The organism is Halomonas sp. ALS9 (assembly GCF_001651035.1).
GTDB lineage: Bacteria > Pseudomonadota > Gammaproteobacteria > Pseudomonadales > Halomonadaceae > Vreelandella.
The window spans coordinates 281,455-306,049 of record NZ_LXRG01000192.1 but is presented as its reverse complement, the minus strand read 5'-3'; the positions used below and the strand labels follow the sequence as shown (position 1 = coordinate 306,049).

Genomic DNA, 24,595 nt, shown 5'->3' with positions numbered 1-24,595 from the left:
TGCGGTCTTTGCTATTTCTAGTGAGCACTTTTTCAGGATGAACACTATGTCGAAGGAGCACTCTTCGGTTGAAAATATCGTCAGAGAAAGCACCGCATTCGAGACGATTCAGCGGCGGTTGAGAACCCAGGGCGGCGAACTGGGCGCTTCGATTGGAGAGCTGAACGCAGCCCGCGCTGATGTTTTCGGTAGTAGTAGTATGGCGCTATTGGGAAGAGCCCGGGTACGTACCGAAAATAACGCCATTGCCCGCGATATGGTGCGTATTGGTGAGCAAATCCTGTTTGGCTTCAATGTTCAATTAGGGTTGCGTAAAGAACTGGAAGCGAGCGATATCTTTGCGCTCTACCACCTCAAAGACGATGAAGAGGGGCTTGAGTTAAGCGAAGCACCGATGGCGGATAGCTTTCTCACCGAGAGCCGCTTTGTTCAGGATTTCAAAGAACTCCAGAAGTACTATAGCCATGCCACGCTGGTTCAACAGGTCACCCTGAACAACAAACTGCTGATTGCTTTTCAAATCGGTGAAAAGCTTAGCGACCTGCGTGTCTTCCGCTGGGAATTAGCTGCAAGCGGCGAGGTGAGCCGCTATATCGATAACCGCGGCGAGCGCGATCTGGTGTTTCCCGACCGCTTCGCTTTTCCCTGGCAGACAGCGGGCCGGGATATGCAGGAGCAGGGCCGTGCGCCCCACCTGAATATCCTTGATACCGTCTTTGTTGATAACCTGCGCGGTAACATTACCTTCAAGATCGAGAACAATACCAGCAGCGGCGAGGGTGTATTTGCCGACCCGGTGGAGTCAGACTCCCAGTCGCTGGACGATGCCAGCTTTGAGTACGCCGACCTTGGTGCCGTCATCCTGATTCGTATCCTGCCCTTTAATGAGCAGCAGTGGCGCTATTACCTTTTCAATCGCGCCGAGCAGCATGTGAAACGCGTCGATGCCATGGCGGGCTCGGTGGTTGAGCTGCCGGAAAATCATGGCCTGATATTTCCTTCTGGCTACTACTTAAACTCTGGAGAGTTGACCACCTACGAAGTGCCCGAGGAAGACCTGCGTTTCAAGCGCATGGTGCGCTCGCCAAACGGCGAAGATGTTCTGTATATCTTCTACGCGCCACAAACCGGGCAGGTGGTGCTTTACCGCTATAACTTGATCCGCAAGCAGGTCGATACCCCCATGGTGGGGCATGGGGCAGCGATACTTGAAAACGGCCACCTGGCAATTTTTTATGCCGAAGATGAGCCAACGCTGGTTCATCCCATCCAGGTATGGGCAACGCCTTTTATGTCGGAGCGCTTCCATGCCCAGGATGAGGTGCGTAACGATACGCCGCTAGGCCGAATCGGCAATCCTGATCTGGTGCGTGGCATTGCCGAGCTTAATAGTATCGTGCAACTCGCTAACGAGCAGCAGGCGTCCGAGCGGCACTTTAATGCCATTATTCGTCGGGTCGACCGCACGCTGAATCAGTTCCACTGGATTGGCGAAGCTGACTTTCAAGCTATTCACGCCGCGCTTGAACAGCTAAAGCATACCGCTGAACTGATGCTTGATGAGTATGAGAAAGTTCAGGCGATTCGTGCTCAGACTGCCCAGGCGCTTGATGAAGTTGAGAAACAGCAGGCGGCGCTGCTGCGGGAGCTCAAGCCCAGTAGTTGGAAAACCCCCGATCTATTCGTCACCTACCTGAAACACCTACGCGACCATCGTGGCCGGCTCATGGCGCTGCGCGAGCGCCGCTACCTGGATGAAGAGCGTTTGCAAGCGTTAGAGCAAGCGCTGGATAAAGCGGAGCAGTCGCTGACCCAGCAGACCTTCAGTTTTCTTGCCCAGCCTGAAGCCTTGGACGGTTACCGAGAAACCCTGGCGGCACTAAAAGAGCAGGTAGGTGAGGCGGAAAATCGCCAGCAGCTGGCAGAGTGCGTAGGGCGTTACCGCGAATTGACCTCGGGCCTGGATATGATCCAAGGGCTACTGTCGTCGATGTCCGGCGGCGATGCTATCGAGCAGACGCGAATTACCGAGAATATCTCGAGTATCTACGCCTCGATTAATCAGCAGCGCTCTGAGGCCGAGATCCGTTTAAGAGAGCAGGGGAGCGCCGAGGCCCAGGCACAGTTTGCAGCGCAGATTCGGCTGTTTGAGCAGAGCCTGGCCAACGGTGTCGGCGCGCTACGGGAGCCCGACGATTGCGATCAGCTAATGACCCGCATCCTCGACCAACTCCAGGAGTTGGAGAGTCAGTTCGGTGAGTTTGATGAATTTTTGACCACCATTCTCGAACAGCGTGAAAGCGCCCACGAAAGCATCGAAGCCCGCCGCCAGCAGCTGCAGGATGAGCGTCAACGCCGCGTTTCGACTCTGACCGATGCCAGCCAGCGAATCCTGGCCAATGTGGAGCGGCGCACGGAACGCTTTGAAACCCTGGAAGAGCTGCATAGCTTCTTCGCGGCGGATGCCATGGTGGGCAAAGTGCGTAGCATGGTCGATGAGCTACGCGAAATGGGCGGCAACCTTGAGGCGGACGATATCGCCGGGCGTCTACGCTCCTCCCAAGATGCCGCTATGCGTAGCGTGCGCGACCGTTCTGATATCTATGAATCCGGTGGCGATGTTATTCGCTTGGGCCCGCGTCACCGCTTCAGCGTCAACCAGCAGCATCTCGATTTAACCCTGGTGCCTCGCCAGGAGCGCATCATGCTGCACCTGACGGGCACCCAGTATTACGAGCCGCTGGAAGACGAGCGGCTGACCGAGCTGCAAGACTACTGGGGGATGCTGCTGCCTTCCGAGAGCCCCGCTGTTTATCGCGCCGAGTACCTTGCCTATCGTTTTATGAGCGAGCTGGCGCAGCCCGTTGCTAAGCCCATTAATGTGGAAAATTTCAGCGAGCTGCAGCGTCAGATAGCCAATTTTGCCTCGCCGCGCTATCGCGAAAGCTACGAAAAAGGCATCCACGATCACGATGCTGCGTTAATCGTACGCACCCTGTGGCCGGCTCGCCAAAGTGCCGGTTTGCTAGGCTTTGGGCCATTGCCCCGAGCGCTGGGGATGCTGTTCTGGGCCGACCGTATTCATGATGAAGAGGCGACCCGTAACCTGCGTACCCGCTGTCTATCGGCGGGTATCCTGTGCCGCATTATGAATAACGAGGATCTGCTCAACGCCTTGATCCAGGAAGTACAGCCGCAGCTTGACGCCTTTGTAACGGCCCAACAGATCAAGTGCTCGGTGAGTGAGATAAGCAGTGCCACTGATTTTCTGGTACGCCAGCTGGCTGAAGAGGGAGCGCGTTTTCCGGTCACCCAGTACGCCGCCAGCCTGGTGGAGAGCTTTACCACCTCCATGCAGCAGCAGGGACACTATACCCACTTCCAAGAGGCCTTGGCCGTGGTGGCGGGTAACCCCGGCGCCCGCTGGGTGATCACTTCCCACTGGCTCCAGGCTCACGCCGGGCAAGCCAAGCAAGAGGCGTTGCTGCACTACCTGCCTGAAGCGATTGCCATGCTCAATACGGCGGATCGGTTAGCCACCGCGCCCCATAATGTCGAGCTAGCCTTCACCATTACCGGCTTGCTGGGTCAGCACGGGCGGCTTGAGCAGCAGGAGCTCACGCTTCAACTCGACGACTTTCAGGAGCGACTGCGCCACCATGAGCAGGTCGTTATACGCGACTGGACGGCACTGCAAGAGCGTCGTCAGCTCATTCTCCGCGAGCAGCGGGAGCGGTTGAGGCTCGAAGAGTATCTGCCCAAACCGCTCAACTCCTTTGTGCGTAACAAGCTGATTACCGAAAGCTACCTGCCCATTATTGGCGATAATCTGGCTAAGCAGATGGGTACGGTAGGCGATACGCGGCGAACGGATAACAGCGGTTTGCTAATGATGATCTCGCCCCCCGGCTACGGTAAAACCACCCTGATGGAGTATGTGGCGAACCGCCTGGGGCTGATCTTTATGAAGATTAACTGCCCCAGCCTTGGACATGATGTGACCTCGCTGGATCCTGACGCGGCGACCCACTCCACCGCCCGGGCAGAGCTGATCAAGCTCAACCTCGCCTTTGAGATGGGCAACAACGTGATGCTCTATCTGGATGATATTCAGCATACTCACCCGGAGTTTTTGCAGAAGTTTATCTCGTTATGCGACGGCAGCCGGCGGGTAGACGGTATCTGGAACGGGCGCACCAAGACCTACGATATGCGCGGTAAACGTTTCTGTATCGCCATGGCGGGTAACCCCTACACCGAAAGCGGTGATGTGTTCAAAGTGCCCGATATGCTAGCCAACCGCGCCGATGTTTATAACCTCGGCGATGTGTTAAGCGGTATGGAGGAGGTGTTTGCGCTCTCCTACATCGAGAATTCCATGAGCGCCAATACGGTGCTCGCCTCTTTGGCAACGCGCGGCATGGACGACGTCTACCGCTTTGTGGATATCGCCATGGGCCGCGAGGTGCCGAGCACTGACTTTGAACACGACTATAGCGCCGCAGAGCGGGAAGAGATTGTCGCGGTATTGAAGAATATGTTTAAAGCCCGTGAAGTGGTGCTGCGCGTTAATCAGCAGTATATCGCCTCCAGCGCCCAGGCCGATGAGTACCGCACCGAACCCTCTTTCCGGTTGCAGGGCAGTTACCGCAATATGAATCGCTTGGCGGAGAAGATGTCGCCGATCCTCAGCGACGACGAGCTTGAAGCGATCATTGATGACCACTACGTCGGCGAAGCGCAGCTATTAACCCAGGGCGCCGAAGAGAACCTACTCAAGCTGAAAGAGCTTAGAGGCACCTTGAACGAAGCGGAAAAGCAGCGTTGGGAAGATATCAAACGAGAGTTCCAGCGTCGGCAATTAACCGGGGGCAATGAAGAGACCGGTGCCTTGGTGGTGCGCCAACTAAGCTTGATTGCGGAGGGGGTTGGGCAGTGGGGGAAGGCTGGGCCGGGGGAGAGTTAAGACCAACTGGGACAAAGGAGCTAACACCCTGCCATTTCACGAGAAGCTAATACCAGTGCTACGAGTTCCAAGATTTGGCTGAGTTCCTCTGTGGTGGGAGGAGCCGCATGGCTAGTGATATTTGGACGTTCGGCTCACAGCCCAGAGTGTAAGCGCTGCAGGAATGTATTTAACCAATAAAACCATGCGATGTGGACTGCTGCCCATAAGGGCAATTCAAGCTCCATCGCCTTATAAATCAAAGTTTGAGGGGTTACAGGTGAAACACTTTTTCTGGTATTTGTTGATTGGTTTATCGGTTGGGCAGGCAAGCTGGGCTGAGTCGGTGATGCCTCGCCTTCCTGAGGAGATGGTTATGGTCGCCCCGCAGCTAACAGCCGTCAGGAGGGGCCTCGAAATCCAGCGTCTCGTGCATGGACAGTTCAAGCAGGATGGGGATCAGGTCACCGTTGTACTGCACCTTATCCGCCATCCAATGAATCATACGCCTACGTGTCACTCAGGTGATGATGATTGCTTACCCAATGTTTCCGATTCGATGACGTTACGTCTGAATGATCCTGAGATGTCGCGGCTTGAACAATATCAAACTCTCCTACACCCTCGCGACGATTCGACCTACTTAAAGTTCCCCATTTTTCGCGAAATGTTCGAGCTGCTGGTTGTTGATGGTCTCAATATTCAGCCACAGGGCGATGCTTGGGCGATGACTCGCGATGACGACGTTGCAACAATATGGCAGCCGATGAGTCTTGAGCAGGCATCCAACACCACCTATTTCGTTCATAACTTTGTCCTGTCCGCCTCCGAGATAGAGCAGTGTGTTGCATCACAACTGGCTCGCGTTTACGCGATCGAAGCGCCTAGCGCAGAGCAACAAGCGCTGCTTGATGCGGTGTCGCTGACCGCGGAAAAGCACCGTTTTTACGATCGTGAAGAAACGAATCGCTATAGGCAGGCTATGATGATGGAGTTCTCGGCCAAGCTGCTCAGCGGAATGGATAACTGGCCGCAAAGCGCCGCCGAGTTCGTATCCATGGAGCTGTTCAAGGGGGTTATCGACCCCATTGACGCGCATGCCCTGTTTATGGACAACTTCGAACGTATCAGCAGCGCTGCTCACTATTATCGTCGACTTGATCTCTTTTCCAATGAATATACGCCCGATGAGCAGGTACGCATCGTCTGTAGTGACTTGGTCAATCTTGACTCGCCCTAAGCCGCTCCAGGTGTAATCATGCGTTATTGATTAATGATGCAGCATAGATAAAACAGCCGCTGGTTATCAGCGGCTGACTAATCATTTATCTAAAGCACTAGCCTAAAGCACTTAATCAATAGCCGAGAAAGGATTTTCTGCCATTAAGAAAGCACGTAAGTCAGCTTTTTGAGCGTGGTTGTGTAGCCACTCACGAACGTCGCAGGCTTTTTGATAATCGGACTCGCCAAATTTGCTGCGATAAAGATTTTCAAAGGTGTCACTGGTTTTTTCCTGGCGTATCCGCTTTTGCCAGGGATCTGTCAGTATGCTGTTCAGGTTGCCCGCGAGTCCTTCCGCAATCAGCATTTCCCACTCGCCTTTATTCAACCAAACGCCCCCAACGCGGGCGCTGTAGTCGATTCGGTGGGCATTGTCTTTAGTAATGCGAAACTTACTCATAATGCCGCCGGTCATTGGGCAAATAAGCGCGCCTACGGTGTCTTCAGCTTCAATGCTCTCGACACAAATGTCATCAAATACGTGTTCGGGGTGACGCTCTTTCCAGCTTATGTAATCTTCAATCAAGATCCAATTGCCGCCGCAATTGTCGCAAGTATGACTGCGGAAAAGAGCATCAATAAAGCTCGGGACTAAGTTCCCTTGTTGGCATGCGGTACATTTCATCGGCGCGTTCCTGCTGTTAAGTCCATGATATCTTTCTCATGTATGAAAGTTGTCACAAAGGCTAATTAAGAGCAAGTTGTCACGCCGAGAAATTGACACTTAAAACTTAACCGATGCCTGCAAGCTAACTTCCAGTGGGTCGCCGACCACTAAAAGGACGTCTCAGGCGACTCGTAGGGAGGGGACGATAGCTCTAGTAGTTCCTGGGGTGACTTTTTATACAAAGTGGGTTCCTGGCCCAGTCGCTCGGCCATGAAACTGATAAAAGCACTAAGTTTCGGCGGCAGATATCGAGTCGGTGGATAAAGCACCCAGGCCTCGCCGCAATAATAATGGGTCTTGAATTCCCATTCCGGAAGTACTTGTACGATATGTCCCTGCTGCAACGCATGGCGAGCGGTGAAGTACGGCAAACTGCCGATGCCAAGATGCTGTAACACCGCATCAAGCCTTGCCCCGGTGTGATTGACCGCATATCGGCCACGCACATTGACGCTCACGCTCTTTCCATCGAGCTGGAATTTCCAGCGAGAATCACCGGGCTCCTCACCCAGAAAAATGCAATTGTGCATTTTCAAATCGTGGGGATGCGCTGGTGTGCCGTGACGCTCGAGATAGTCCGGCGTCGCGCAAAGCATATGGTCGATATCAATGAGCTTTCGCCCCATAAGACCTGGTGAAGGACGATCAGTAATGCGGATTGCCAGATCCACCTGATCATCAATCAAGTCCACATAGCTGTCCTTGAGCTGTAACTGAACGTCGATTTTGGGATAACGCGTCAGGAGGTCAGGAATGTGGGGGTGGATGACGAAACGTCCTACCGCCTTCGGCACACTGACGCGTATCAAGCCTTGTGGTTCTGGGTCGAACTGCCCGGAAACGGCCATCACGGCCTGCGCTGCGCTCACCATGTCCACGCAACGTCTATGAACCTCATGCCCGCTTTCGCTGAGTCGCAGTTTGCGGGTCGTGCGCTGGAGCAGCCGGGTACCCAGCGCCTTCTCCAGGCGAGCAACCGAGCGGCTGATTGCCGAGGGCGTTGCGCCCAACTGGCGTGCCGTTTCTGAAAAGCTGCCGGTTTCGACCACCTTGACGAAGACCGCCATTTCGCCCAATAAGGCGACCATCTGATTTGTGCTCATGAGGCAAAGAACATTTGAATTTACGTTGGATTATCGCAGCCGTTCTTTATCAATACAATTGATAATTAATAATAGAGGAGCCGAGCTATGACGCGAAAGTTGTATTGGGAAGGGGGCATAACGGAATCTGAAGTTGAAGTTATATATTGCGAAAAATTGGCTGATGGCGGGTATAGCGTGCGGTTGAATGCAACACCCTTTCACCCGCAGGGAGGTGGGCAACCCGCAGACGTGGGCTGGATCGATGAAGCGGAAGTGTTCGCTGTGGAAGTGGTGGACGGGAATATTATCCATTACACCCACCAGGAGGTTGGCTCTGGTTCAGCTTTCGCCAGGGTGAATGTCGATCAACGCCAACGTCATTCCAGGCTGCATTCGGCTGGACATCTAATTGGTCACGCACTTGAAGCGTTCGCTTGGCGGCCCGTCAAGGCACACCACTGGCCCGGAGAGGCGCGAGTGACCTTTAAACCTACTGACGATGCTCAGGCTGTCGATGTGGAAGCGGTACAAAACCTTTGTGAAGACCTGATTGCTCGCAACCTCCCTTGCAAGGTCAAGGTAGATGAAAAGCAATTCCGTCAGGTTGGCTTCGGTGAACTAAAACCCTATGGATGTGGCGGAACTCACGTCGCGGAAACGGCGGATCTGCAAGGCCTCCAGATATTGTCGGCGAACCTGAGGAAAGGTCGGTTAATCGTTCAGTACGACATTCAATGACCTAGCCATGATCCCGCTGCTTATGTCGGTGACGTTATAGGCGCCAATAAACGTTGCCTGCCATCCGGTAAGTGGCTGCAAAGATAATTAACAGGGGGAAGTATGTTGATCGAACTGGAAGATTTAAAGCAGGGGGCGGTCGAGAGGCTGGCGCGTGAAGAAGTTCTGGCGGTTCGTGTACGTCACTTTATTGACAAGGACATTGCCGGCAGGCTTTCCGAGCAGATCATGGAACGCGGGCTTCAAAAATACTTGAATGCACCCAGTATTGGCCGGATTGGGATGGCCTTTTACGAAGCAGAGAACAAGCCGCCACTCATCGCTAATTATTTCGAAAGTGTTTTCGACAACATCAATGAACTGAGGAAGCGCTGCGCACCTTATGTATCCCCTATCGATTTGCTCAGGTGTGTATTGGACGAAATATGGCCGGCAGGTGCTCAGCTCCAAACGCTATATGGTCGAAAGATGTATGTCGGATTGTCGCGTGCTGTTAAGCCAGGCGTCACTTTCCTGGCCCATCACGATATCTTCGCCAAAGACGCACCCAACAGTTTCCAGGCTTGTAGCTTACAGGCGCAAATGGCTGCCAACGTCTACCTATCCATGCCCGACGAGGGTGGCACGCTGCAGATATGGGATCAGCAGCTGTCTGCAGAGGCTTTCGATGAGATGCGAGGTGACAGTTATGGCATTGATCCAACGCTTCTGGGAGCGGCCACTTTGGAGGTATGCCCAGAGGTCGGAGACCTGATCCTGTTCAACTCACGCAAGATGCATGCCGTAACACCGGGCTCCGAAGGGGTGCGACTTAGCCTGTCTTGTTTCGTGGGTTATCGCGGCCCAGCGACCCCGCTCTCCTTTTGGAGTTGATATGACACCGGATTATCTGGGGGAATTTCTTGCCCTGGCCGCCATCCACTTTCTTGCCGTCGTGGCGCCGGGGCCGGATTTCGCCGTCACGATTCGCCAGAGCGTGCTCTATGGGAGGCGTCTAGGCATCGCTACGGCGGTCGGCATTGGGGCCGGTATCTCGGTGCATGTGATCTATACCTTGCTGGGGGTCGGCGCGTTGATGCACACAACACCCTGGTTACTGAGTGCGGCTGAGTTGGTGGGCGGAGCCTACTTGTTATATCTCGGCATTATGTTCATCCGGCAGGCAGGCAAGCACACAGCCGGGCTGACGCTGGATGCCTCAGCCGAGACAGGGGCAAAGAGCTTTCACCAGTCGTTCGCGCTGGGGTTTCTGACCAATGCGACCAACCCCAAGGCGACGCTGTTTTTCCTGGCCGTGTTCACGACTGTGGTCAGTGATTCGACGCCATTGCGTATCCAAATGCTTTATGGCGGCTGGATGTGCCTAGTCAATGCCGGTTGGTTTGTGTTGGTCAGCCTTGTTTTCACCAGCCCGCCTGTTCGCGAGCGCTTTCTGCGTATCGGTCACTGGTTCGAGCGGTTAATGGGAGTGCTGCTCATCGCGTTTTCGATGCGTTTGTTGTGGGGGATTGGAGGAATGATGTTCAGTTTTTCACAATGAGAAGGGGCTCAAATTTTGTGCAGGGAATAACTGGTAGCTCTGTCTAGCCCTGAAATAGATTGACACCTATTCCACCTCAAAACGCCCGATATACTGTATCGGGCGTATTCAAGCACTAGTCTTCCGACTTTGGCAGCCGTCGCCTTTGGTTAAAGCCTATAAAGGGGATTCCCTGTTCAAAACTTAACCGATGCCTGCAAGCTAACTTCCAGTGGGTCGCCGACCACTACCCGGGTGCTGCCGCCGCTTGAGGGGTAGTAAGTGGTGTCGAACAGGTTCTTGGCGTTGAGCTGCAAGTGCAGGTTGTCGCCCAGCCAAGGCGTATCCCAGCCGATAAAGGCATCGGCGACGGTGTAGGCGTCTAACTGGAAGCTGTTGTCAGCGTCGCCTTCGCGCTCGCCCACGTAGCGTACCCCGCCGCCCAGGCGCCAGTTGCCCAGCCCAGGCGCGGTGGTTAGGTCGTGTGCCAAATAAAGGCTGGCGGTATGGCGTGCGGCGTTGGTTAGCGCGTTGCCCTGGGTGCCTTCGGTATCTTTGAGTACTTCGGTATCGGTGTAGGCGTAAGCCCCTAGCAGTGAAAGCTGATCGGTCAACTGGCCGGAAACCGTTAGCTCCACACCCTGGGAGCCCGCTTCGCCTACCGTGCGGGTCACGCCGTTGTCGGAGACGGCAACATTCTCCTTGCGGATATCGAACAGCGCAGCGGCTAACGAGAACTGGTCATTCCAGAGGTGTTTAACGCCGATTTCGCTGCCCATGCTGTGTTCGGGATCCAGTGTTTTGCCGGTATCGCTGTCGGCCCCATTCGGCACAAAGGCTTCGCTATAGCTGGCGTAAACAGACGTCTCCGGAGTCAAGCGATGCAGCAGGCTGACCGATGGTAGGAAGATATCGTCGCTGATATCAGTGGCGGTCACGAAGGGGCGGCCACGGCCACCAAACTGCTCGTAGTGGGTGTAGCGCCCGCCTAGCCCCAGCGTCCAGCGGTCGTTGAAGTGCCAGCGGTCATTCAAGTAGACGCCCGTGGTATTGATCTCATCCAAGCGCTGGCTAAGCGAGTTGTTAAGGCTATCGCTATCCAGGTTCAGGCCACCGTAGCTCATGTCGTAAATATTTTGATCCGTCACCGCCGTGCCGCGATACACCTCGGCCAGATAATCCCGCTGGCGCTCATGATCCACACCGATCGTGAGGTCGTGGCGCATCCCTGCCAGGGTGGCGGTGCCGGTAGTATCCCAGGCGGTATATTGCACGCGGCGGTCAAAACCGTAGTTAGCATCGGCACGGCGGGTTAGCGCTGCGGTGTCTTCATTTACGCGCAGTACCCGCGGTTGGCCATCGCTGTACTGGCGGCGGTTCCAGCCGTAGGTCAATCTTGTCGACCAGTCGTCATTGATATCCTGTTCCCACCAGGCGGTAACGGCTTCGTCGTGACCGAATACCCGTGACCAGGGTTCGTCGAAACGGCGGTCGTTGGGCACCTTGGCGGGCTCGCCGTCGATCATCACCGTGCCGCGATCCAGATCCAAGTCGTAGTCGCGATACTCATAAGAGATCTGCGCACGACTGTCGCTGCCTTCCCAGCGCAGCGAAGGGGCAACGATCGTTCGTCGGTTATTACTGAAGTCGCGAAAGGAGTCCTCATCTTCATGGTGAACGATAAACCGGAAGGCCAGCCCGGTATCGGCAAGCGGGCCGGTGACATCCACGCTGGCATTGCCGCCTCCCAGGGAGGTGGCTTCGGCGCTGATCTCGCGCTGCCACTCGTACTCCGGGCGTTTGGTCACCAGGTTGATCACCCCACCAGGATCCTGCTGGCCTTGAAAGAGCGAGGCTGGCCCCTTGAGCACCTCGACATGATCCACCGTCGCCATGGAGAAGGTGCCGCGGGGCTGGCGAATGCCATCGATCAGCGTCGAACCATCGCTGTTGCTACCAAAACCGCGCTTGATAAAGCCGTCTTCGGTGCCGCCCATATTGTTGCCTTCGGTTACCCCCGCGACCATCGCCATCGCTTCGTTGAGGCTGTCGATATTATGATCGGCCATTACCTGGGCGGTGACGGTTTCCACCGTGCGGGCTTCTTCCAGGAACGACACCGGCTGGTTGCTGGCCAAACGGGAACGCTGGGCACGATAGCTCTGCGGGGTTACGTCAGTGAGGCGATCCGAGGTGACGATCATTGTTTTTGAAACTGTGTCTGAAACTGTTTCTGAAGCGGCCTCGTTGGCTTGTTGAGCGTAGGCATAGGGCAGCGGGTTCAGCAGTAGCAGCGGCGAAAACAGCGCAATGGTTCGGGAGCGAAGCATGGGGGGTATAGATCCTTTTTATCGTCAGTGGGTTGAGGGAGGAAGCGTTATTGAGCGTTGAGTGCGCCCCAGAAGTGCCCCTCGCGACTTAGCGCTGGCGGGGTGGGTAGCAAGGCGTCGAAGGTAGCGGCCGGGTCGAGATCATAGAAGCGTTCGGGGTAGAGCCATTGGGCAATGCGTTCCAGTGCGACAATGGCAAAGGGGCCTTGGTGAAAGCCGTGCCACAAGGCATAGAATTGCCCCTCCTGAACGGCGTTGAGGTGCTGCCAACCGGGCAGTGATTGGCTAAGGTGATGCAAGTCCTGGTCAATATCGTCGGCGCTGACACCGAGGCCAGCCCGCAAGCCATCGCCTGCCGACCACTGCCCCGCGGTATTGAGGATGATGTCGGGCGGGTGGCTGAGCACCCACTCATTGCTTAGCGTCGCCGATGCGCCGGGGGTTAACGCATCGGCGATGTTATCGCCACCGGCCCGGGCCACTAAGTCGGCTAGCCCGTTGCGTAGATTGGTGCGGCAGCAGTCAACTTTGACCCCGGGAGCCACATTGATCAGCACAGTGGGTGGGTCTGTGGGCAGGTCTGCCAAGCGCTGGTCGATAAGTGCCAGGCGCTGCTTAATCAGGGCGATCATTGCGCTGGCCCGGGGCGTTGCGTTTAATGCCTGGCCTAAAAGGGCGAGGCTTTTGGGCGTGTTCTCCAGCGGGTGACGGTTAAAGTCGATAAACAGGTAGGCAATACCCAATTCGTTCAGCAGCCGTGCCAGTGGGGAGCCTTCTACGCTGCTAGCGCGCGAGAGATCGAACAGCACCAGATCCGGGGCCAGATTCAGCAGCGCTTCGCTATCCAGCTGAGGTGTCGGCGCGCTGGAAAGCGCTGGCAGTCGATCCAGTGCGGGCCACTGGATAATAAAGCGCTGTGCCATAGCGGGGTCAAACACGGCCAGCGGATAAGCCCAACCCGCTAAGCGTGGTGTCGGGTCATCCAGTAGCGTTGCCAAGGCATACAGCTGGCGCGGTTGGGTTAGAAACAGCCGAGCCGGCGGCGCTGAAAGCGTCACCTGGCGGCCAGCTAAATCGGTGACTTGTTTAGGGAAACCCTCTGCAGGCTCACCTGCCAAGCATGCAGCAGCGCTTAACAAACTTATCCAACACAGCAAACTAATAGCCAAGCGGCGCATGTCGGTATCCTAGAGGGTATTCGCAGAGAGGTGGCTGACGCGATCGCTTAGCACAATGGGTCGCCCCAGCGAGCATCGCTCTACTCGCGCCTCCACACCGTAGGCGGCGCGCAGGACGTCGGGTGTAATCGCGTCGTGTGGGTCGCCGGCGGCCAGCAGACCGCCGTTACCAAACAGCAGCACCTGGTCGCAGAAGCGTAGGGCTAAGTTGATGTCGTGAATCGCCATCAGGCAGACCGCCTGACGCTCCGCTATCACTGCTCGTACGGTATCGATCAGCGCCAGTTGCCAACGCAAATCCAGCGCGCTGGTGGGCTCATCCAGCAGTAATAGCGCGGGCTGGCGGGCAATCGCCTGGGCCAGGCCCACCATCTGGCGCTGGCCACCGGAGAGTTCGCTGAGCGGGCGCAGGGCGAGCGAACGAATGGCCAGGGCATCGAAAACGCGCTCGATTAACGCGTCTATCTGTGGTCGGCTGAGGTCGGGGCGTACGGCCCGACAGGCGCTAAGTACCGCTTCATAAGCGACTAAGGTGGTGGCCTGAGGGAGCGTTTGCGGCAGATAGCCCACATGGCGCATCCGCGCGGCACCGCTAAGGCTGGCGAGATCAATATCGTTAAGCTGCATTTGCCCGCTGGCAGGCTGTAAGCCCGCGATGGCCTTTAACAGGGTCGATTTGCCCACCGCATTGGGCCCCAGCACCGCGACCAGCGAACCGGGTGGAAGTGTGGGCAGGTTGAGTTGCTCAAACACGCGCCGTTTGCGATAGCCGGTGGTGAAATCGCTGAGCGTAAAGCCTGCACTCATCGCGCTCGCCCCTGCAGCATAATCAACGCCATAAAGAAAGGGATGCCCACCAGCGAGGTCACCAGCCCTACCGGCAGCACTAGCCCATCAACCAGTGTTTTACTGGCGATAGAAGCAAGTGACAACACCAGCGCCCCGGCCAGGGCGCTGCCGGGTAGGTAGAAACGATGGTCTTCACCCAGCGCCAGCCGGGCCATATGCGGGCCAACCAGCCCAATAAAGCCAATGGTGCCCACAAACGCCACCGCAGCGGCGGCGAGTAGGCTCACTCTAAGCAGCGAGATAAGCCGCAATCGCTCAACCCCAATACCGAAGCTGCGCGCGTGTTCATCACCCGAGCGTAGCGCCGTCATCGCCCAGGCGCTGCGCAGTGAGAAGGGCAGGCAAACGGCCAACACTGCTGCGACGATGGCCACTGTCTCCCAAGAAGCACGGGACAGGCTGCCCATTGTCCAGAACACTAACTGCTGTAACGCATCGGGGCTGGCAATCAACTGCAAAAGCGCGACCAGTGCGTTGAGCACAAATACCAGCGCAATCCCAAACAGCACAATAATCTCGCGGCTGGCGCCATAGAGGCGCGACAGCGCATTGATGGTCAAAATCGATGCTGCCGCAAATACAAACGCCATCAAGGCGGTGGCGTAGTGGGCATTTAAACCAAACAGGGTAAGGTTAAACACAATCACCAGCGAAGCGCCGAGGGTGGCCGCCGCACCCACGCCCAGGGTAAAGGGGCTGGCCAAGGGGTTATTCAGCACCGTTTGCATTTCGGCACCGGCCAGGCCCAGCGTGGCGCCTACCAGCACCGCCATGAGCGCCGCAGGCATGCGGATCTCCCAGACAATGGCCTGCTGAATGGGCCCTTGGGACTGCGCATCAAAAATCAGCGTGATCAGTTTACTAAGCGAAATAGGCGCTGGACCGGTGGCGATATCGGCAAGTAGCGACAACACCAGCGCGATTGCTAAGCCTGCGACGATCAGTAGGCGAGTAACAATAAAGCGTCGATAGGTGGATGCCAACGGAGCAGCAAGCGGCGAAGAGGCGGGCATTGTGAAGGTGTTTCCAGGTGAGAACGCAAAGTTAACAGATTTAGTCTTATTTGCGACTAAAACTCATTCGTGATTATATTTTTATCTTTTAGTCGTAGCCTTGTCAACCGCAGGGAAACCTAGCGCCGTCTGATTGCCGTACTGGTTCCCCTATGTTCTATTGAAGGTCTTAGGGCTTTATTTAAGAGCTAGGCTTTATTGAAGAAGTATCTGGCCTACACTTACCTTTTGTTACAGATAAGTATAAAGGAGTTCATCATGACTGATATAACCGCTCTGCTAGGCAGTGACGCCGATAGTCTGCTTAATCATTCTTGTCAGGGTGTTCGTCGTGAGGACTTGCATCTGCCGGGCCCGGATTTTATTGACCGCGTCATGGCCGATAGTGACCGCAGCCCCGCGGTATTACGCAACATGCAGAGCTTCTTTAACCATGGACGCTTAGCGGGCACCGGTTACCTTAGCCTGCTGCCGGTGGATCAGGGAATTGAGCACTCGGCGGGCGCCTCTTTCGCGCCTAACCCGCGCTACTTCGACCCGGCCAATATCGTTGAGCTGGCCCTCGAAGGGGGATGCAACGGCGTTGCATCAACGCTTGGGGTTCTCTCTTCCGTGGCGCGGCGCTATGCCCACAAAATCCCGATGATGCTCAAGTTGAACCACAACGAAACGCTGAGCTACCCAGCGATATACGACCAGACCCTATTTGCCGATGTGGAGCAAGCCCACGATATGGGCTGCGTGGCGGTGGGGGCGACAATTTACTTTGGCTCCCACGAGAGCCGTCGGCAAATCATGGAGATCAGCGAGGCCTTTGAGCGCGCTCACCAGTTGGGCATGGTCACGGTGCTGTGGGCCTATCTGCGCAACCCGGCCTTCAAGCAGGATGGCACCGATTACCATGCCGCCGCTGACCTCACCAGCCAAGCCAACCATATGGCGGCAACCCTTAAAGCGGATATCGTCAAACAGAAACTGCCTGAGAATAACGGCGGCTACAAAGCGGTCGGTTTCGGGCATACCCACGATAATGTTTATAGCAAGCTGACGTCTGATCACCCCATTGACCTGGCCCGCTATCAGGTCGCTAACTGCTTTATGGGCCGTGCTGGTTTGATCAACTCCGGCGGCGGCTCCAAAGGGCACTCCGATCTTGGCGAAGCGGTGCGCACGGCGGTGATCAATAAACGTGCTGGCGGAATGGGCTTGATCTCGGGGCGTAAGGCATTCCAGAAACCCATGCAGGAGGGCGTTGAGCTGCTGCACGCTATTCAGGATGTCTATCTTTCTACCGATGTGACGGTTGCCTGATGACTGGCTATTGGCTAACCGTAGGTCTTAGTGAGCACCGGCAAACTTGATGAATATTAATTAATATTAAATAATTGTCGTATCGAAATGTTTAAAACGGCATACGCTTAAGGAGCTATATCATGAGTGGAAAGCCCGCAGCACGTATTACTGACCTTACCGCGTGCCCTATACCAGGGCACGGCACCAACCCGTTGGTAACTGGCTCGCCTGATGTTTTTTACGATAGCTTGTCTGCCGCAAGGTTAGACGATAAATCTGCTTGTGGCAGTCCTATTACTCACGAAGTTTCGTCTACCGTATTTGTAAACAGTAAGCCAGCCGCTGTCCTGAGCAGTGTTGGTTCCCACGGTAATGTAGTCATCACCGGTTCGGGAACCGTGAACATCGGTAAGTAGTTGTTTCCGCATTACCGAGGAGCCAAAAGCCCTCATACCGGTGACCGGTATGAGAGGTGCTTTTTAGATAGTTAGCTATCACTTTAGGTAAAGTGTGCCTTTGCCCACCACCGTTGCATTACCGCCCACCGTCACGAGGCCTGGCTTGATCTCGCCATTGGCGGCGGTACGGATAACGCTGGGCCGCCCCATCTCAACGCCCTGATGAATCTTGTACTGCAAGGCGTCTGGCTGGAGGGATGCTAAATAGCCGGTCAAGGCGGCTGCGGCGCTACCCGTAGCGGGGTCTTCGCAAATACTGGCGTGCATACAAAACATGCGGCTGCGTACAACTGTCTCTACCCCGTCGTGTTGTTCAATCACGTACAGATAAACCTGCTCGGCACTGCTAGGCACAACAGCACTCGCCCAGGTGGTCGTAGAGATGTGTACGTTCTCTAACGCGGCCACGTCAGTGAGTTCAATTAAATGAAAGGGCAGTCCGAAGGAGGCAATGACCGGATCGCCCACTACCTGATGAATGTCTAATCCCAACAGCTCAACGGCAGTGATGCGATCAATCGTGCTGTCTTTCAACATCGCGGGCTGGGCAGTGGTAAACGTTGCCCTTTCTTGGTTATAGCTAACGGCTAGCTCTCCGATAGGGGGGTGAAGCACAACGCCTTGCGCGCGGTTTACTAGGCTCAGTTCCGCGAGCAAATGCGCGGTACCTACCGTCGGGTGGCCTGCAAAAGGCAGCTCGCGCGTTGGTGTGAAAATCCGCATCGGATAGTGATTCGGGCCAGTGGCAGCACTGACAAACACCGTTTCAGCCAAGTTCAATTCATTGGCCAGCGCCTGCATGGTGCTGGTCTCGAGTCCTCCAGCCTCTAAAAACACGGCCAATGGATTGCCTGTAAACGGCTGATCGGTAAACACATCCAGCAGGTAATACTCAGCGGTTTTCATGGTGACCCCTTTTATTAAAAGATGCGTGTTTCCAAAACGCTTTATGACCCTCTTTTTGCGCCTGCTCTCGGGTAATACCAACATCTTCTAGCAGCCGGTCATCCAGCGCTAGTAGCTGACGGCGGCTACGGCGATAGTGACGATAAGAGTGAAACTGGCAGCGCAACTGATAGCGAAGCTGAGTAAGGCTAATGCGTGGCATGGCGACTCTCCTTGAGTGCTGTGTGCCTTACAAGATTACTCAGTGACGTCGTTACGATACAGATATAGGTTTTTATATTTTTTGGATACAGATGAAGTGCTTTTCTTCTCTGTATGGGCTATAAATAAGCATCTGTATTGTTTCTGTGTTTCGAGAGGACCGTTGTCATGACGCGCTATGAAGAAGTTGCCACCATTTTGCGCGAGCGTATTGAGCACGGCATTTACCGCGTGGGGGATCGTCTGCCGTCTATTCGCGCGGTGTGCCATGAGCTGGACGTCAGCATTTCAACAGCTCAGGAGGCCTACCGCCAACTGATGGATGTGGCGTTGATCGAGTCGCGTCCCAAGTCTGGCTACTTTGTGCTGCCAAGCCGGGTGCCCTCGGTGTTGCCCTCGGTCTCAAGGCCTGCCCAACGCCCGCTGGATATTTCCCAATGGGATCAAGTCCTAGAGTTGGTTGCCACCCAACGGGACGATGAGCGGCTCCTATTAGGGCGTGGCATACCTAATCTTGAGTATGAAACGCTGCGGCCTCTGTCGAAAATTCTCGCTGGACTGCATCGCGGCAATGACCTGCATGGGTTTAACTACGACAAGCTGAGTGGTAGCCCCGAGCTGCGTCAGCAGGTAGCCCGCCTGGCGATTAATTCTGGCTGCTTGCTGCACCCGGACGACATTATGGTGACCACCGGCTGCCAAGAAGCGCTATCAATCTCGCTGCGCACGCTGACTCAGCCCGGCGATGTGGTGGCCGTGGACTCACCCAGCTTCTACGGCACCATGCAGATTCTCAAGGCCAACGGCTTAAAAGCGCTGGAAATCCCCACCGACCCGCAAACCGGCATCAGTCTGGAAGCCCTTGAGCTAGCGTTGGAGCAGTGGCCGATCCGCGCGATACAGGTCACGCCGACCTACAACAACCCGCTGGGCTACACCATGCCTGAAGCACGCAAGCGGGCGCTGTTTCAGCTTGCTCAACGTTTTGATGTGGCAATTATTGAAGACGATATCTACGGCGATTTGTCATTCTCTCTTCCCAGGCCTCGCACCGTGAAATCCTTCGATGACGATGGGCGCGTCATGCTGTGTAGCGGTTTTTCCAAAACAGTGGGGCCAGGGCTAAGAGTGGGCTGGCTGGCGCCGGGCCGTTACCGCGATCAGGCGCTGCATATGAAGTACGTCTCCACCGGTGCCTCGGCGACACTGCCACAGCTGGCAGTAGCGGAGTTCGTCGCCAAAGGCCACTACGAGCGACATGTCCGTTACGCCACCCGCCAGTATCAACGCCAGCGCGATATTATGATTAGCTGGGTGCAGCGTTACTTTCCCAAGGGGGCGGGCATTAGCTACCCGCAGGGCAGTTTTTTACTCTGGGTAGAGCTACCTGCCGCCGTGGACTGCGTGCGCCTAAACGAGCGCTTGGCAAAGCGGGCCATCCACGTCGCACCAGGGTCGCTATTTTCAGCCTCGGGCAAGTTTCGCCAGTGTTTGCGCTTGAACTATGCATTTACGCTAACGCCTGCTATCGAAAGCGCCGTGCGCACCGTGGGGGAGCTTGCCAGCGAGATGGTGGAGGAGGCGCAGGCGCATGAAGTGGGTGTAGGGTAAGTAGTGTTCCTTTCAGTTAGCTGGAAAGGCCGCCAGTAACGAGTCGGTAAGTGTTGGAGGAGGATTGGCTCCGGTCAGAATGGTGGCGACATGGGCATTCTCAGGCCACTGATCACGCATGGTATAGGCGGCTGCCAAGCCAAGAGCGCCTGCGGGTTCCAGTAGCAGCCCCAGATGTTCCAGACCAAGGCGCATGCCGTCTTCGATGCTGGTTTCGTCCACCAGCCAAATGTCATCGACTAGGTCGCGCATATCCTCTAATGCCTCGATAATGGGAGCGCGAACCGCCACACCATCTGCCATGGTATTCACTCGATCATTAGTGACGAGCGTACCGCGCTTCCAGCTTTGCCAAGTGGCATCCGCGCCTTGAGGGCAGATGCCGATTACCCGGGTGGCGGGTGAAGAGGCTTTGAACCAGCGGCCTACGCCGTTTATCAGTGCGCCATTGCCAAGGGGCACCAGCAGCGTATCGAATGTGTCACCGTGGGCGAGCATTTCGACCGCAATAGTGCCTGCGCCCTCGGTAATCTCGGCTTGTCGTCCATCCTCTACAAACAAGCTTCCGTGTTGTTGAGCAAAGCGAGCCGCTGCCTGTTTGGCTTGATCAAAGTCCTCTCCCGCACTGATGACCTCCGCACCTAGTGCGCGAATACCGGCGATTTTGAGTGGGTTAGCGTTTTCAGCGACAAAGACGCTGAGGGGCAGCTCGTGCTGCTTGCAGGCATGCGCCAGCGCTAGCCCCCAGTTACCGGCGCTGGCGCAAACCAGCGGAGCAGGCTTCTCTTGCTGAATATGGTGGGAAACAAAATGGTCGGCACCGCGCCCTTTGAAGTTGCGCAGGGGGTTGAGCGTTTCGACCTTCAGTGTCATGGCGACCCTTAACGTGGTATCGAGAGAGGGAGAGCGATACTGTGGGGTTGCCAGGAAGGTGGGGTTGATGCGTCTGGAGGCAGCGGCAATATGCTCCAGCTTGATGCGGTGCTCGCTGCGCTGGGGGGCAATTAGCTCGGCATGGTGAGCGATAGGCTGCAAATCCTCCTGGCGCTCTATCCGATCCACCATTAGCACACCATCAAGATGGTCTACCTCATGCTGGATCAGTTCGGCCAGTGACGCTGAAAGGCGATTCCAGTGGCAGGCTTTGCCTCTATCGTCCTGGTAAGTCAGGCTGATGCTGGCGTGGCGCCTAACATTGGCAATATGGTTGGGCACGCTCATGCAGTCGTCCCATACCGGTTGCGTCTCTTCGCTTCGCCAGACAATAACGGGATTGATCAATGTAAACGGGCGGCCTCCCAATTGAACCGCCACGATGCGTAACGGCTCGCCTATTTGAGGGGCAGAGAGGGCACGGCCAAAGCCGGTTCGCGCTTTGAAATCGGCAAGCGTGGCATGCAGTTCGGCAATCGCCTTTACTATATCGGAGGTGATTTCTTCTACTGGCTGGGAAACGGCTCTTAAGCGTGGATCGCCTTCGGTCAAGATCGTGCGTATTTGGCTCATGGTGTTGTCTCTGCCTGTATGGTTAAGTCTTTGCTTGAGTTTTAGCTTAACGGGAAAGACCTTTTTACTGGCCGCATATCCTAGCGGGCCATTGCGGGGAGACTGCATAATGAGTGACCAAACTGCGGGCGAGCGGCCCGCGGAGCAATTGGATGATTTTGATCGTCGGATTTTGGCTATTTACCAGCACGATACGCGCGTGACGGGGGAGAGTATCGGGCAAGCGGTTGGTTTGTCGGCGGCGGCGGTTCAGCGGCGGCTCAAGCGGTTAAGGGCGCGGGGTGTTATTGTCCAGGAGGAGGCGCGGCTAGATGCGAAAGCACTAGGCTTGCCGACTACCTGCATCGTCGGTGTCGATCTCGAATATGAACGCAACCAGCATGTCGATGAGTTTAAGCAGCGGATGCGGGAGCACCCCAATGTTCAGCAGTGCTATTACGTGACAGGGAGTATGGACTTCGTTTTGATAGTGGTGACCCGTACGCTGCAGGAGTACGAAGACTTCACCCGGGAGGCGCTGATGGAGCACCCTAATGTGCGCTCGTTCACAACCCTAGTATCTATGGACACGGTTAAATCGGGATACGCGCTGCCTCTGAGTGACTTAAACCCAAGGCCTAATTCCTACGCCTCAGCCTGATTCAGAGTGTTCGGTCAGCGATCTGATTTTCGAGGTATCCATGCGGCGCCATGCTCTCACTTATCGCTCTTTCGGAGCGCCGTTGGAAACATTGAAAATGGAAACATCGGATGTCCCAGGCCTCAGTGAAGACAAACTCAGGGTTCGGATGTTGTACGCCCCCGTTAATCCGTCTGACCTGATTCCCATCACCGGTGCCTATTCGCATCGTGTAAGGCTTCCCGCTGTCGCCGGTTACGAAGGAGTTGGGCGTGTTATTGCCGCACCGGGAGAGTATTCCAACCTGATCGGAAAGCGTGTGCTTCCATTACGAGGCGATGGTACCTGGCAGACGATTGTGGAGTGTGACCCAGCTCTTGCAGTACCCGTTCCCGATACCATCTCTGACGACGTTGCCGCGCGCGCCTACATTAACCCCTTGGCGGCCCTAACCATGCTCAAAACATGCCCCGTCGAGGGGAAGCGCGTGCTTCTAACTGGCGCCGGTTCGAACTGTTCTGAATATCTTGGGGTATGGGCATATCAGTACGGCGCTAAGGAAGTCGTTGGCATATACCGTTCCGAGAGCAGAGTTGCACGTCTGAAAAAGCTTGGTATCAAACCGGTACCTATCCAAAATATGTCCCTTATCTCGGATGTGGCCCGTGAGTCGGATATAGTGTTTGACGCTTTAGGAGGGCCAGTTGCGGCAAATATATTGCACCTAATGGCACCGGGAACGAGGTTTATTGCTTATGGGCTATTGACGGGGCAGGCGATTCAGTTGGCGTCCAAGCCTGGCGCTCACTATAAACGGTTTCACCTGCGCGATAGTTTGGCCGGAATGTCTGCAGAAACCTGGCAGCGTAAATTCTTAGCTATCTGGGGCCTTTTAGGCCAGACAGAGTTGCCGAATTATCAAGTCTTTCCCAGCCAAGAGTGGCGCCAAGCTATCGAGATGACGCTTTGCCCGAGTAGCCAGAAAGTAATTTTAGATTTCGCTGATTTGGCGCCTCATGATAAGTGACTTATTTGGAACGAATAAAAGCAACTTATTATCAAAATATGATCTTGCTGCCCGCCACTGGCGTCAAACGGCCATGGTCGATAATCGGGCCGGTTGGCTGGCCTCCTGGAGCGCCTCCCAGGGGCTCAACACTGACGGCTAAATCGGCATTGAATAATTGCGCGCGCAATTCATCGCTGGGTTGGAGGCGTCGACTGCCCTGCTCAGGCAGCAGGCCCAGCGAGATGGGCGTGCCATCGGCAATCAACCATAACTCACCGGTCTGTTCGCTATCGACCTGTGTCGGTTGAACTGCTTGCACGATTAGCTCTCCCTCTTGAGTCGCGCTAATGATCCAACCTGGCGTGCGTGATTCATCCTGAACAACGAAGACCGCCTCTCCCTGTGATGGTAGGGTCAGTTCAGCTTGTTGCCAAAGAAGACCCAGCGCTACCGCAATGACCCCAAAACTGGCCGCCATGGCCTGCCATGCGCCCAGGCGTTGCCACCAGCGCAGAGGCGAGGCCCCGGTTGCCTGGGTAATGCGCTGCCAGACCTCCTTGGGCGGTGTCTTAGGATCCAATTGCTCGTTGAATAAGTGCAGATATTCTCGCCAATCTTCCACGTCATTACGTAGGTCATGGCTGACAGCCAGCAGCGCTTCAAAGCGTGCTTTTTGATCGCTATCCAATACGCCCAGCACGTACTCGCCAGCCGCTAAGTGGCGATCATCAGGGTCGCTTAAATCCCATTGGTTAGACATGTTTTTAACCTCTCAAGTCCACGGCGGATCCAGCTTTTGACGCTGCCCAGCGGTTGGGACAGAGAGTTAGCAAGCTCGCTGTGAGTCATGCCCTGAAAATAGGCCATCTCCATTAACTGACGCTGATGGCGACTGAGTGTATCAAGGCAGTCTTTAAGTTTAGCGTTTTGCTGATGACTGATGCTGTCATCCTCAGGATCGTCGGTGCCTAACAGGGTAGCCAATAAAGGTTCATCGGTGGTGGTGTCCTGGGGCTTTTGGCGGCGCAGCCAGTCGATGCCAATATTGCGGGCGAGTGTGGAAAGCCAGGTCATTGGCTTGGCTCGCGTGGCGTCGTATTGATCGGCAGCATGCCAGACTCTGATAAACACATGTTGCAGACAATCCTGTGCGGCACCTTCATCTCTTACTATACGCAGCAACTGAGCATATAGATGCGCACTGGAGACACGATAGAGGCGCTCGAATGCGCTGCGGTCGCCCTGGGCGCAGCCGTTTAGTTGCTCAACAAGATATTGGTGGCGTTGCGTAGCATCTAGCATTCAGGCATCTCTGCACAGTAAACCGAATCGTCAGTCTTGGTGAGTCAGCCGTTGAAGGCAATAGGAGAGGTCTCAGCGGTGAATA

General features: G+C 55.6%; 21 protein-coding genes. 10 read left to right on the top strand and 11 right to left on the bottom strand.

Annotation, left to right across the window (positions count from 1 at the left end; genetic code table 11):
* The first annotated feature begins 46 nt into the window (after positions 1-46).
* On the top strand, positions 47-4,966 hold the full coding sequence (locus A6R74_RS15295; protein ID WP_240488246.1) for a DNA repair ATPase: 4,920 nt from the start codon (positions 47-49) through the stop codon (positions 4,964-4,966).
* A 163-nt stretch (positions 4,967-5,129) separates the two neighbouring features.
* A complete protein-coding gene (locus A6R74_RS22650) occupies positions 5,130-6,185 on the top strand; it encodes a hypothetical protein (RefSeq protein ID WP_125410302.1) in 1,056 nt (351 codons plus the stop codon).
* 111 nt (positions 6,186-6,296) lie between these two features.
* On the opposite strand, the gene A6R74_RS15285 is transcribed toward A6R74_RS22650, so the two are convergent.
* Positions 6,297-6,851, bottom strand: coding sequence for a zf-TFIIB domain-containing protein (locus A6R74_RS15285; RefSeq protein ID WP_064235338.1), 555 nt, complete (start codon positions 6,849-6,851; stop codon positions 6,297-6,299).
* A 149-nt stretch (positions 6,852-7,000) separates the two neighbouring features.
* Positions 7,001-7,996: a LysR family transcriptional regulator gene (locus A6R74_RS15280; RefSeq protein WP_064235337.1), complete on the bottom strand. Its 996-nt coding sequence runs from the start codon at positions 7,994-7,996 to the stop codon at positions 7,001-7,003.
* Between the two features lie 87 nt (positions 7,997-8,083).
* Here A6R74_RS15280 and A6R74_RS15275 point away from each other — a divergent pair, with 87 nt between their 5' ends.
* The 3 genes from A6R74_RS15275 (at position 8,084) to A6R74_RS15265 (ending at position 10,256) form a co-directional block, all read left to right on the top strand.
* A complete protein-coding gene (locus tag A6R74_RS15275) occupies positions 8,084-8,716 on the top strand; it encodes a hypothetical protein (RefSeq protein ID WP_064235336.1) in 633 nt (210 codons plus the stop codon).
* Between the two features lie 102 nt (positions 8,717-8,818).
* Positions 8,819-9,589 carry a 2OG-Fe(II) oxygenase gene (locus A6R74_RS15270; protein ID WP_064235335.1) on the top strand — a complete coding sequence of 257 codons (771 nt, stop codon included), beginning with the start codon at positions 8,819-8,821 and terminating at the stop codon, positions 9,587-9,589.
* A 1-nt stretch (position 9,590) separates the two neighbouring features.
* Positions 9,591-10,256, top strand: coding sequence for a LysE family translocator (locus A6R74_RS15265; protein ID WP_064235334.1), 666 nt, complete (start codon positions 9,591-9,593; stop codon positions 10,254-10,256).
* A gap of 176 nt (positions 10,257-10,432) precedes the next feature.
* On the opposite strand, the gene A6R74_RS15260 is transcribed toward A6R74_RS15265, so the two are convergent.
* The 4 genes from A6R74_RS15260 to A6R74_RS15245 are packed head-to-tail and all read right to left on the bottom strand — an operon-like array spanning position 10,433 to position 15,605.
* Entirely contained in the window at positions 10,433-12,565 is a 2,133-nt protein-coding gene (locus tag A6R74_RS15260; protein ID WP_064235333.1) for a TonB-dependent siderophore receptor, read from the bottom strand.
* Between the two features lie 47 nt (positions 12,566-12,612).
* Positions 12,613-13,743, bottom strand: a complete 1,131-nt coding sequence (locus A6R74_RS15255) for an ABC transporter substrate-binding protein (RefSeq protein WP_064235332.1) — start codon at positions 13,741-13,743, stop codon at positions 12,613-12,615.
* A gap of 9 nt (positions 13,744-13,752) precedes the next feature.
* Positions 13,753-14,550: an ABC transporter ATP-binding protein gene (locus tag A6R74_RS15250; protein ID WP_064235331.1), complete on the bottom strand. Its 798-nt coding sequence runs from the start codon at positions 14,548-14,550 to the stop codon at positions 13,753-13,755.
* Entirely contained in the window at positions 14,547-15,605 is a 1,059-nt protein-coding gene (locus A6R74_RS15245) for a FecCD family ABC transporter permease (protein WP_064235330.1), read from the bottom strand. Before A6R74_RS15245 ends, A6R74_RS15250 begins: the two co-directional genes overlap by 4 nt.
* 258 nt (positions 15,606-15,863) lie before the next feature.
* Between A6R74_RS15245 and A6R74_RS15240 the strand changes: the two genes are divergently transcribed.
* Positions 15,864-16,916 (top strand): class I fructose-bisphosphate aldolase, encoded by a 1,053-nt coding sequence (locus A6R74_RS15240; protein ID WP_064235329.1) that lies wholly within the window; start codon positions 15,864-15,866, stop codon positions 16,914-16,916.
* Positions 16,917-17,038: 122 nt separating this feature from the next.
* Entirely contained in the window at positions 17,039-17,314 is a 276-nt protein-coding gene (locus tag A6R74_RS22370) for a PAAR domain-containing protein (protein WP_082906699.1), read from the top strand.
* Positions 17,315-17,392: 78 nt separating this feature from the next.
* On the opposite strand, the gene A6R74_RS15235 is transcribed toward A6R74_RS22370, so the two are convergent.
* Together A6R74_RS15235 and A6R74_RS15230 are read right to left on the bottom strand one after the other, a co-directional pair.
* Positions 17,393-18,262: a PhzF family phenazine biosynthesis protein gene (locus A6R74_RS15235; protein ID WP_064235328.1), complete on the bottom strand. Its 870-nt coding sequence runs from the start codon at positions 18,260-18,262 to the stop codon at positions 17,393-17,395.
* A complete protein-coding gene (locus A6R74_RS15230; protein WP_064235327.1) occupies positions 18,249-18,464 on the bottom strand; it encodes a DUF1127 domain-containing protein in 216 nt (71 codons plus the stop codon). The genes A6R74_RS15235 and A6R74_RS15230 overlap by 14 nt, the downstream gene beginning before the upstream one ends.
* A 167-nt stretch (positions 18,465-18,631) precedes the next feature.
* On the opposite strand from A6R74_RS15230, the gene A6R74_RS15225 reads away from it, so the two are divergent.
* Positions 18,632-20,074, top strand: coding sequence for an aminotransferase-like domain-containing protein (locus tag A6R74_RS15225; protein ID WP_064235326.1), 1,443 nt, complete (start codon positions 18,632-18,634; stop codon positions 20,072-20,074).
* A 12-nt stretch (positions 20,075-20,086) separates the two neighbouring features.
* Here the strand turns inward: A6R74_RS15225 and A6R74_RS22365 are convergent, their stop codons facing one another.
* Entirely contained in the window at positions 20,087-21,580 is a 1,494-nt protein-coding gene (locus A6R74_RS22365; protein WP_165603388.1) for a pyridoxal-phosphate dependent enzyme, read from the bottom strand.
* A gap of 109 nt (positions 21,581-21,689) precedes the next feature.
* Here A6R74_RS22365 and A6R74_RS15215 point away from each other — a divergent pair, with 109 nt between their 5' ends.
* Together A6R74_RS15215 and A6R74_RS15210 are read left to right on the top strand one after the other, a co-directional pair.
* Positions 21,690-22,220 (top strand): Lrp/AsnC family transcriptional regulator, encoded by a 531-nt coding sequence (locus tag A6R74_RS15215; protein ID WP_064235325.1) that lies wholly within the window; start codon positions 21,690-21,692, stop codon positions 22,218-22,220.
* 82 nt (positions 22,221-22,302) lie between these two features.
* A complete protein-coding gene (locus A6R74_RS15210; RefSeq protein WP_240488245.1) occupies positions 22,303-23,226 on the top strand; it encodes a zinc-dependent alcohol dehydrogenase family protein in 924 nt (307 codons plus the stop codon).
* Between the two features lie 31 nt (positions 23,227-23,257).
* Here A6R74_RS15210 and A6R74_RS15205 read toward each other — a convergent pair whose 3' ends face one another.
* Together A6R74_RS15205 and A6R74_RS15200 are read right to left on the bottom strand one after the other, a co-directional pair.
* Positions 23,258-23,968, bottom strand: a complete 711-nt coding sequence (locus A6R74_RS15205) for an anti-sigma factor (protein WP_064235323.1) — start codon at positions 23,966-23,968, stop codon at positions 23,258-23,260.
* Positions 23,947-24,510, bottom strand: a complete 564-nt coding sequence (locus tag A6R74_RS15200) for a sigma-70 family RNA polymerase sigma factor (protein WP_064235322.1) — start codon at positions 24,508-24,510, stop codon at positions 23,947-23,949. The genes A6R74_RS15205 and A6R74_RS15200 overlap by 22 nt, the downstream gene beginning before the upstream one ends.
* Positions 24,511-24,595 lie beyond the last annotated feature (85 nt).

Excerpts from the sequence above, each read along its gene's own strand:
- A6R74_RS15295 (WP_240488246.1), top strand. The coding sequence starts at position 47 with ATGTCGAAGGAGCACTCTTCGGTTGAAAATATCGTCAGAGAAAGCACC.
- A6R74_RS22650 (WP_125410302.1), top strand. The coding sequence starts at position 5,130 with ATGTATTTAACCAATAAAACCATGCGATGTGGACTGCTGCCCATAAGG.
- A6R74_RS15285 (WP_064235338.1), bottom strand. The coding sequence starts at position 6,851 with ATGAAATGTACCGCATGCCAACAAGGGAACTTAGTCCCGAGCTTTATT.
- A6R74_RS15280 (WP_064235337.1), bottom strand. The coding sequence starts at position 7,996 with ATGAGCACAAATCAGATGGTCGCCTTATTGGGCGAAATGGCGGTCTTC.
- A6R74_RS15275 (WP_064235336.1), top strand. The coding sequence starts at position 8,084 with ATGACGCGAAAGTTGTATTGGGAAGGGGGCATAACGGAATCTGAAGTT.
- A6R74_RS15270 (WP_064235335.1), top strand. The coding sequence starts at position 8,819 with ATGTTGATCGAACTGGAAGATTTAAAGCAGGGGGCGGTCGAGAGGCTG.
- A6R74_RS15265 (WP_064235334.1), top strand. The coding sequence starts at position 9,591 with ATGACACCGGATTATCTGGGGGAATTTCTTGCCCTGGCCGCCATCCAC.
- A6R74_RS15260 (WP_064235333.1), bottom strand. The coding sequence starts at position 12,565 with ATGCTTCGCTCCCGAACCATTGCGCTGTTTTCGCCGCTGCTACTGCTG.
- A6R74_RS15255 (WP_064235332.1), bottom strand. The coding sequence starts at position 13,743 with ATGCGCCGCTTGGCTATTAGTTTGCTGTGTTGGATAAGTTTGTTAAGC.
- A6R74_RS15250 (WP_064235331.1), bottom strand. The coding sequence starts at position 14,550 with ATGAGTGCAGGCTTTACGCTCAGCGATTTCACCACCGGCTATCGCAAA.
- A6R74_RS15245 (WP_064235330.1), bottom strand. The coding sequence starts at position 15,605 with ATGCCCGCCTCTTCGCCGCTTGCTGCTCCGTTGGCATCCACCTATCGA.
- A6R74_RS15240 (WP_064235329.1), top strand. The coding sequence starts at position 15,864 with ATGACTGATATAACCGCTCTGCTAGGCAGTGACGCCGATAGTCTGCTT.
- A6R74_RS22370 (WP_082906699.1), top strand. The coding sequence starts at position 17,039 with ATGAGTGGAAAGCCCGCAGCACGTATTACTGACCTTACCGCGTGCCCT.
- A6R74_RS15235 (WP_064235328.1), bottom strand. The coding sequence starts at position 18,262 with ATGAAAACCGCTGAGTATTACCTGCTGGATGTGTTTACCGATCAGCCG.
- A6R74_RS15230 (WP_064235327.1), bottom strand. The coding sequence starts at position 18,464 with ATGCCACGCATTAGCCTTACTCAGCTTCGCTATCAGTTGCGCTGCCAG.
- A6R74_RS15225 (WP_064235326.1), top strand. The coding sequence starts at position 18,632 with ATGACGCGCTATGAAGAAGTTGCCACCATTTTGCGCGAGCGTATTGAG.
- A6R74_RS22365 (WP_165603388.1), bottom strand. The coding sequence starts at position 21,580 with ATGAGCCAAATACGCACGATCTTGACCGAAGGCGATCCACGCTTAAGA.
- A6R74_RS15215 (WP_064235325.1), top strand. The coding sequence starts at position 21,690 with ATGAGTGACCAAACTGCGGGCGAGCGGCCCGCGGAGCAATTGGATGAT.
- A6R74_RS15205 (WP_064235323.1), bottom strand. The coding sequence starts at position 23,968 with ATGTCTAACCAATGGGATTTAAGCGACCCTGATGATCGCCACTTAGCG.
- A6R74_RS15200 (WP_064235322.1), bottom strand. The coding sequence starts at position 24,510 with ATGCTAGATGCTACGCAACGCCACCAATATCTTGTTGAGCAACTAAAC.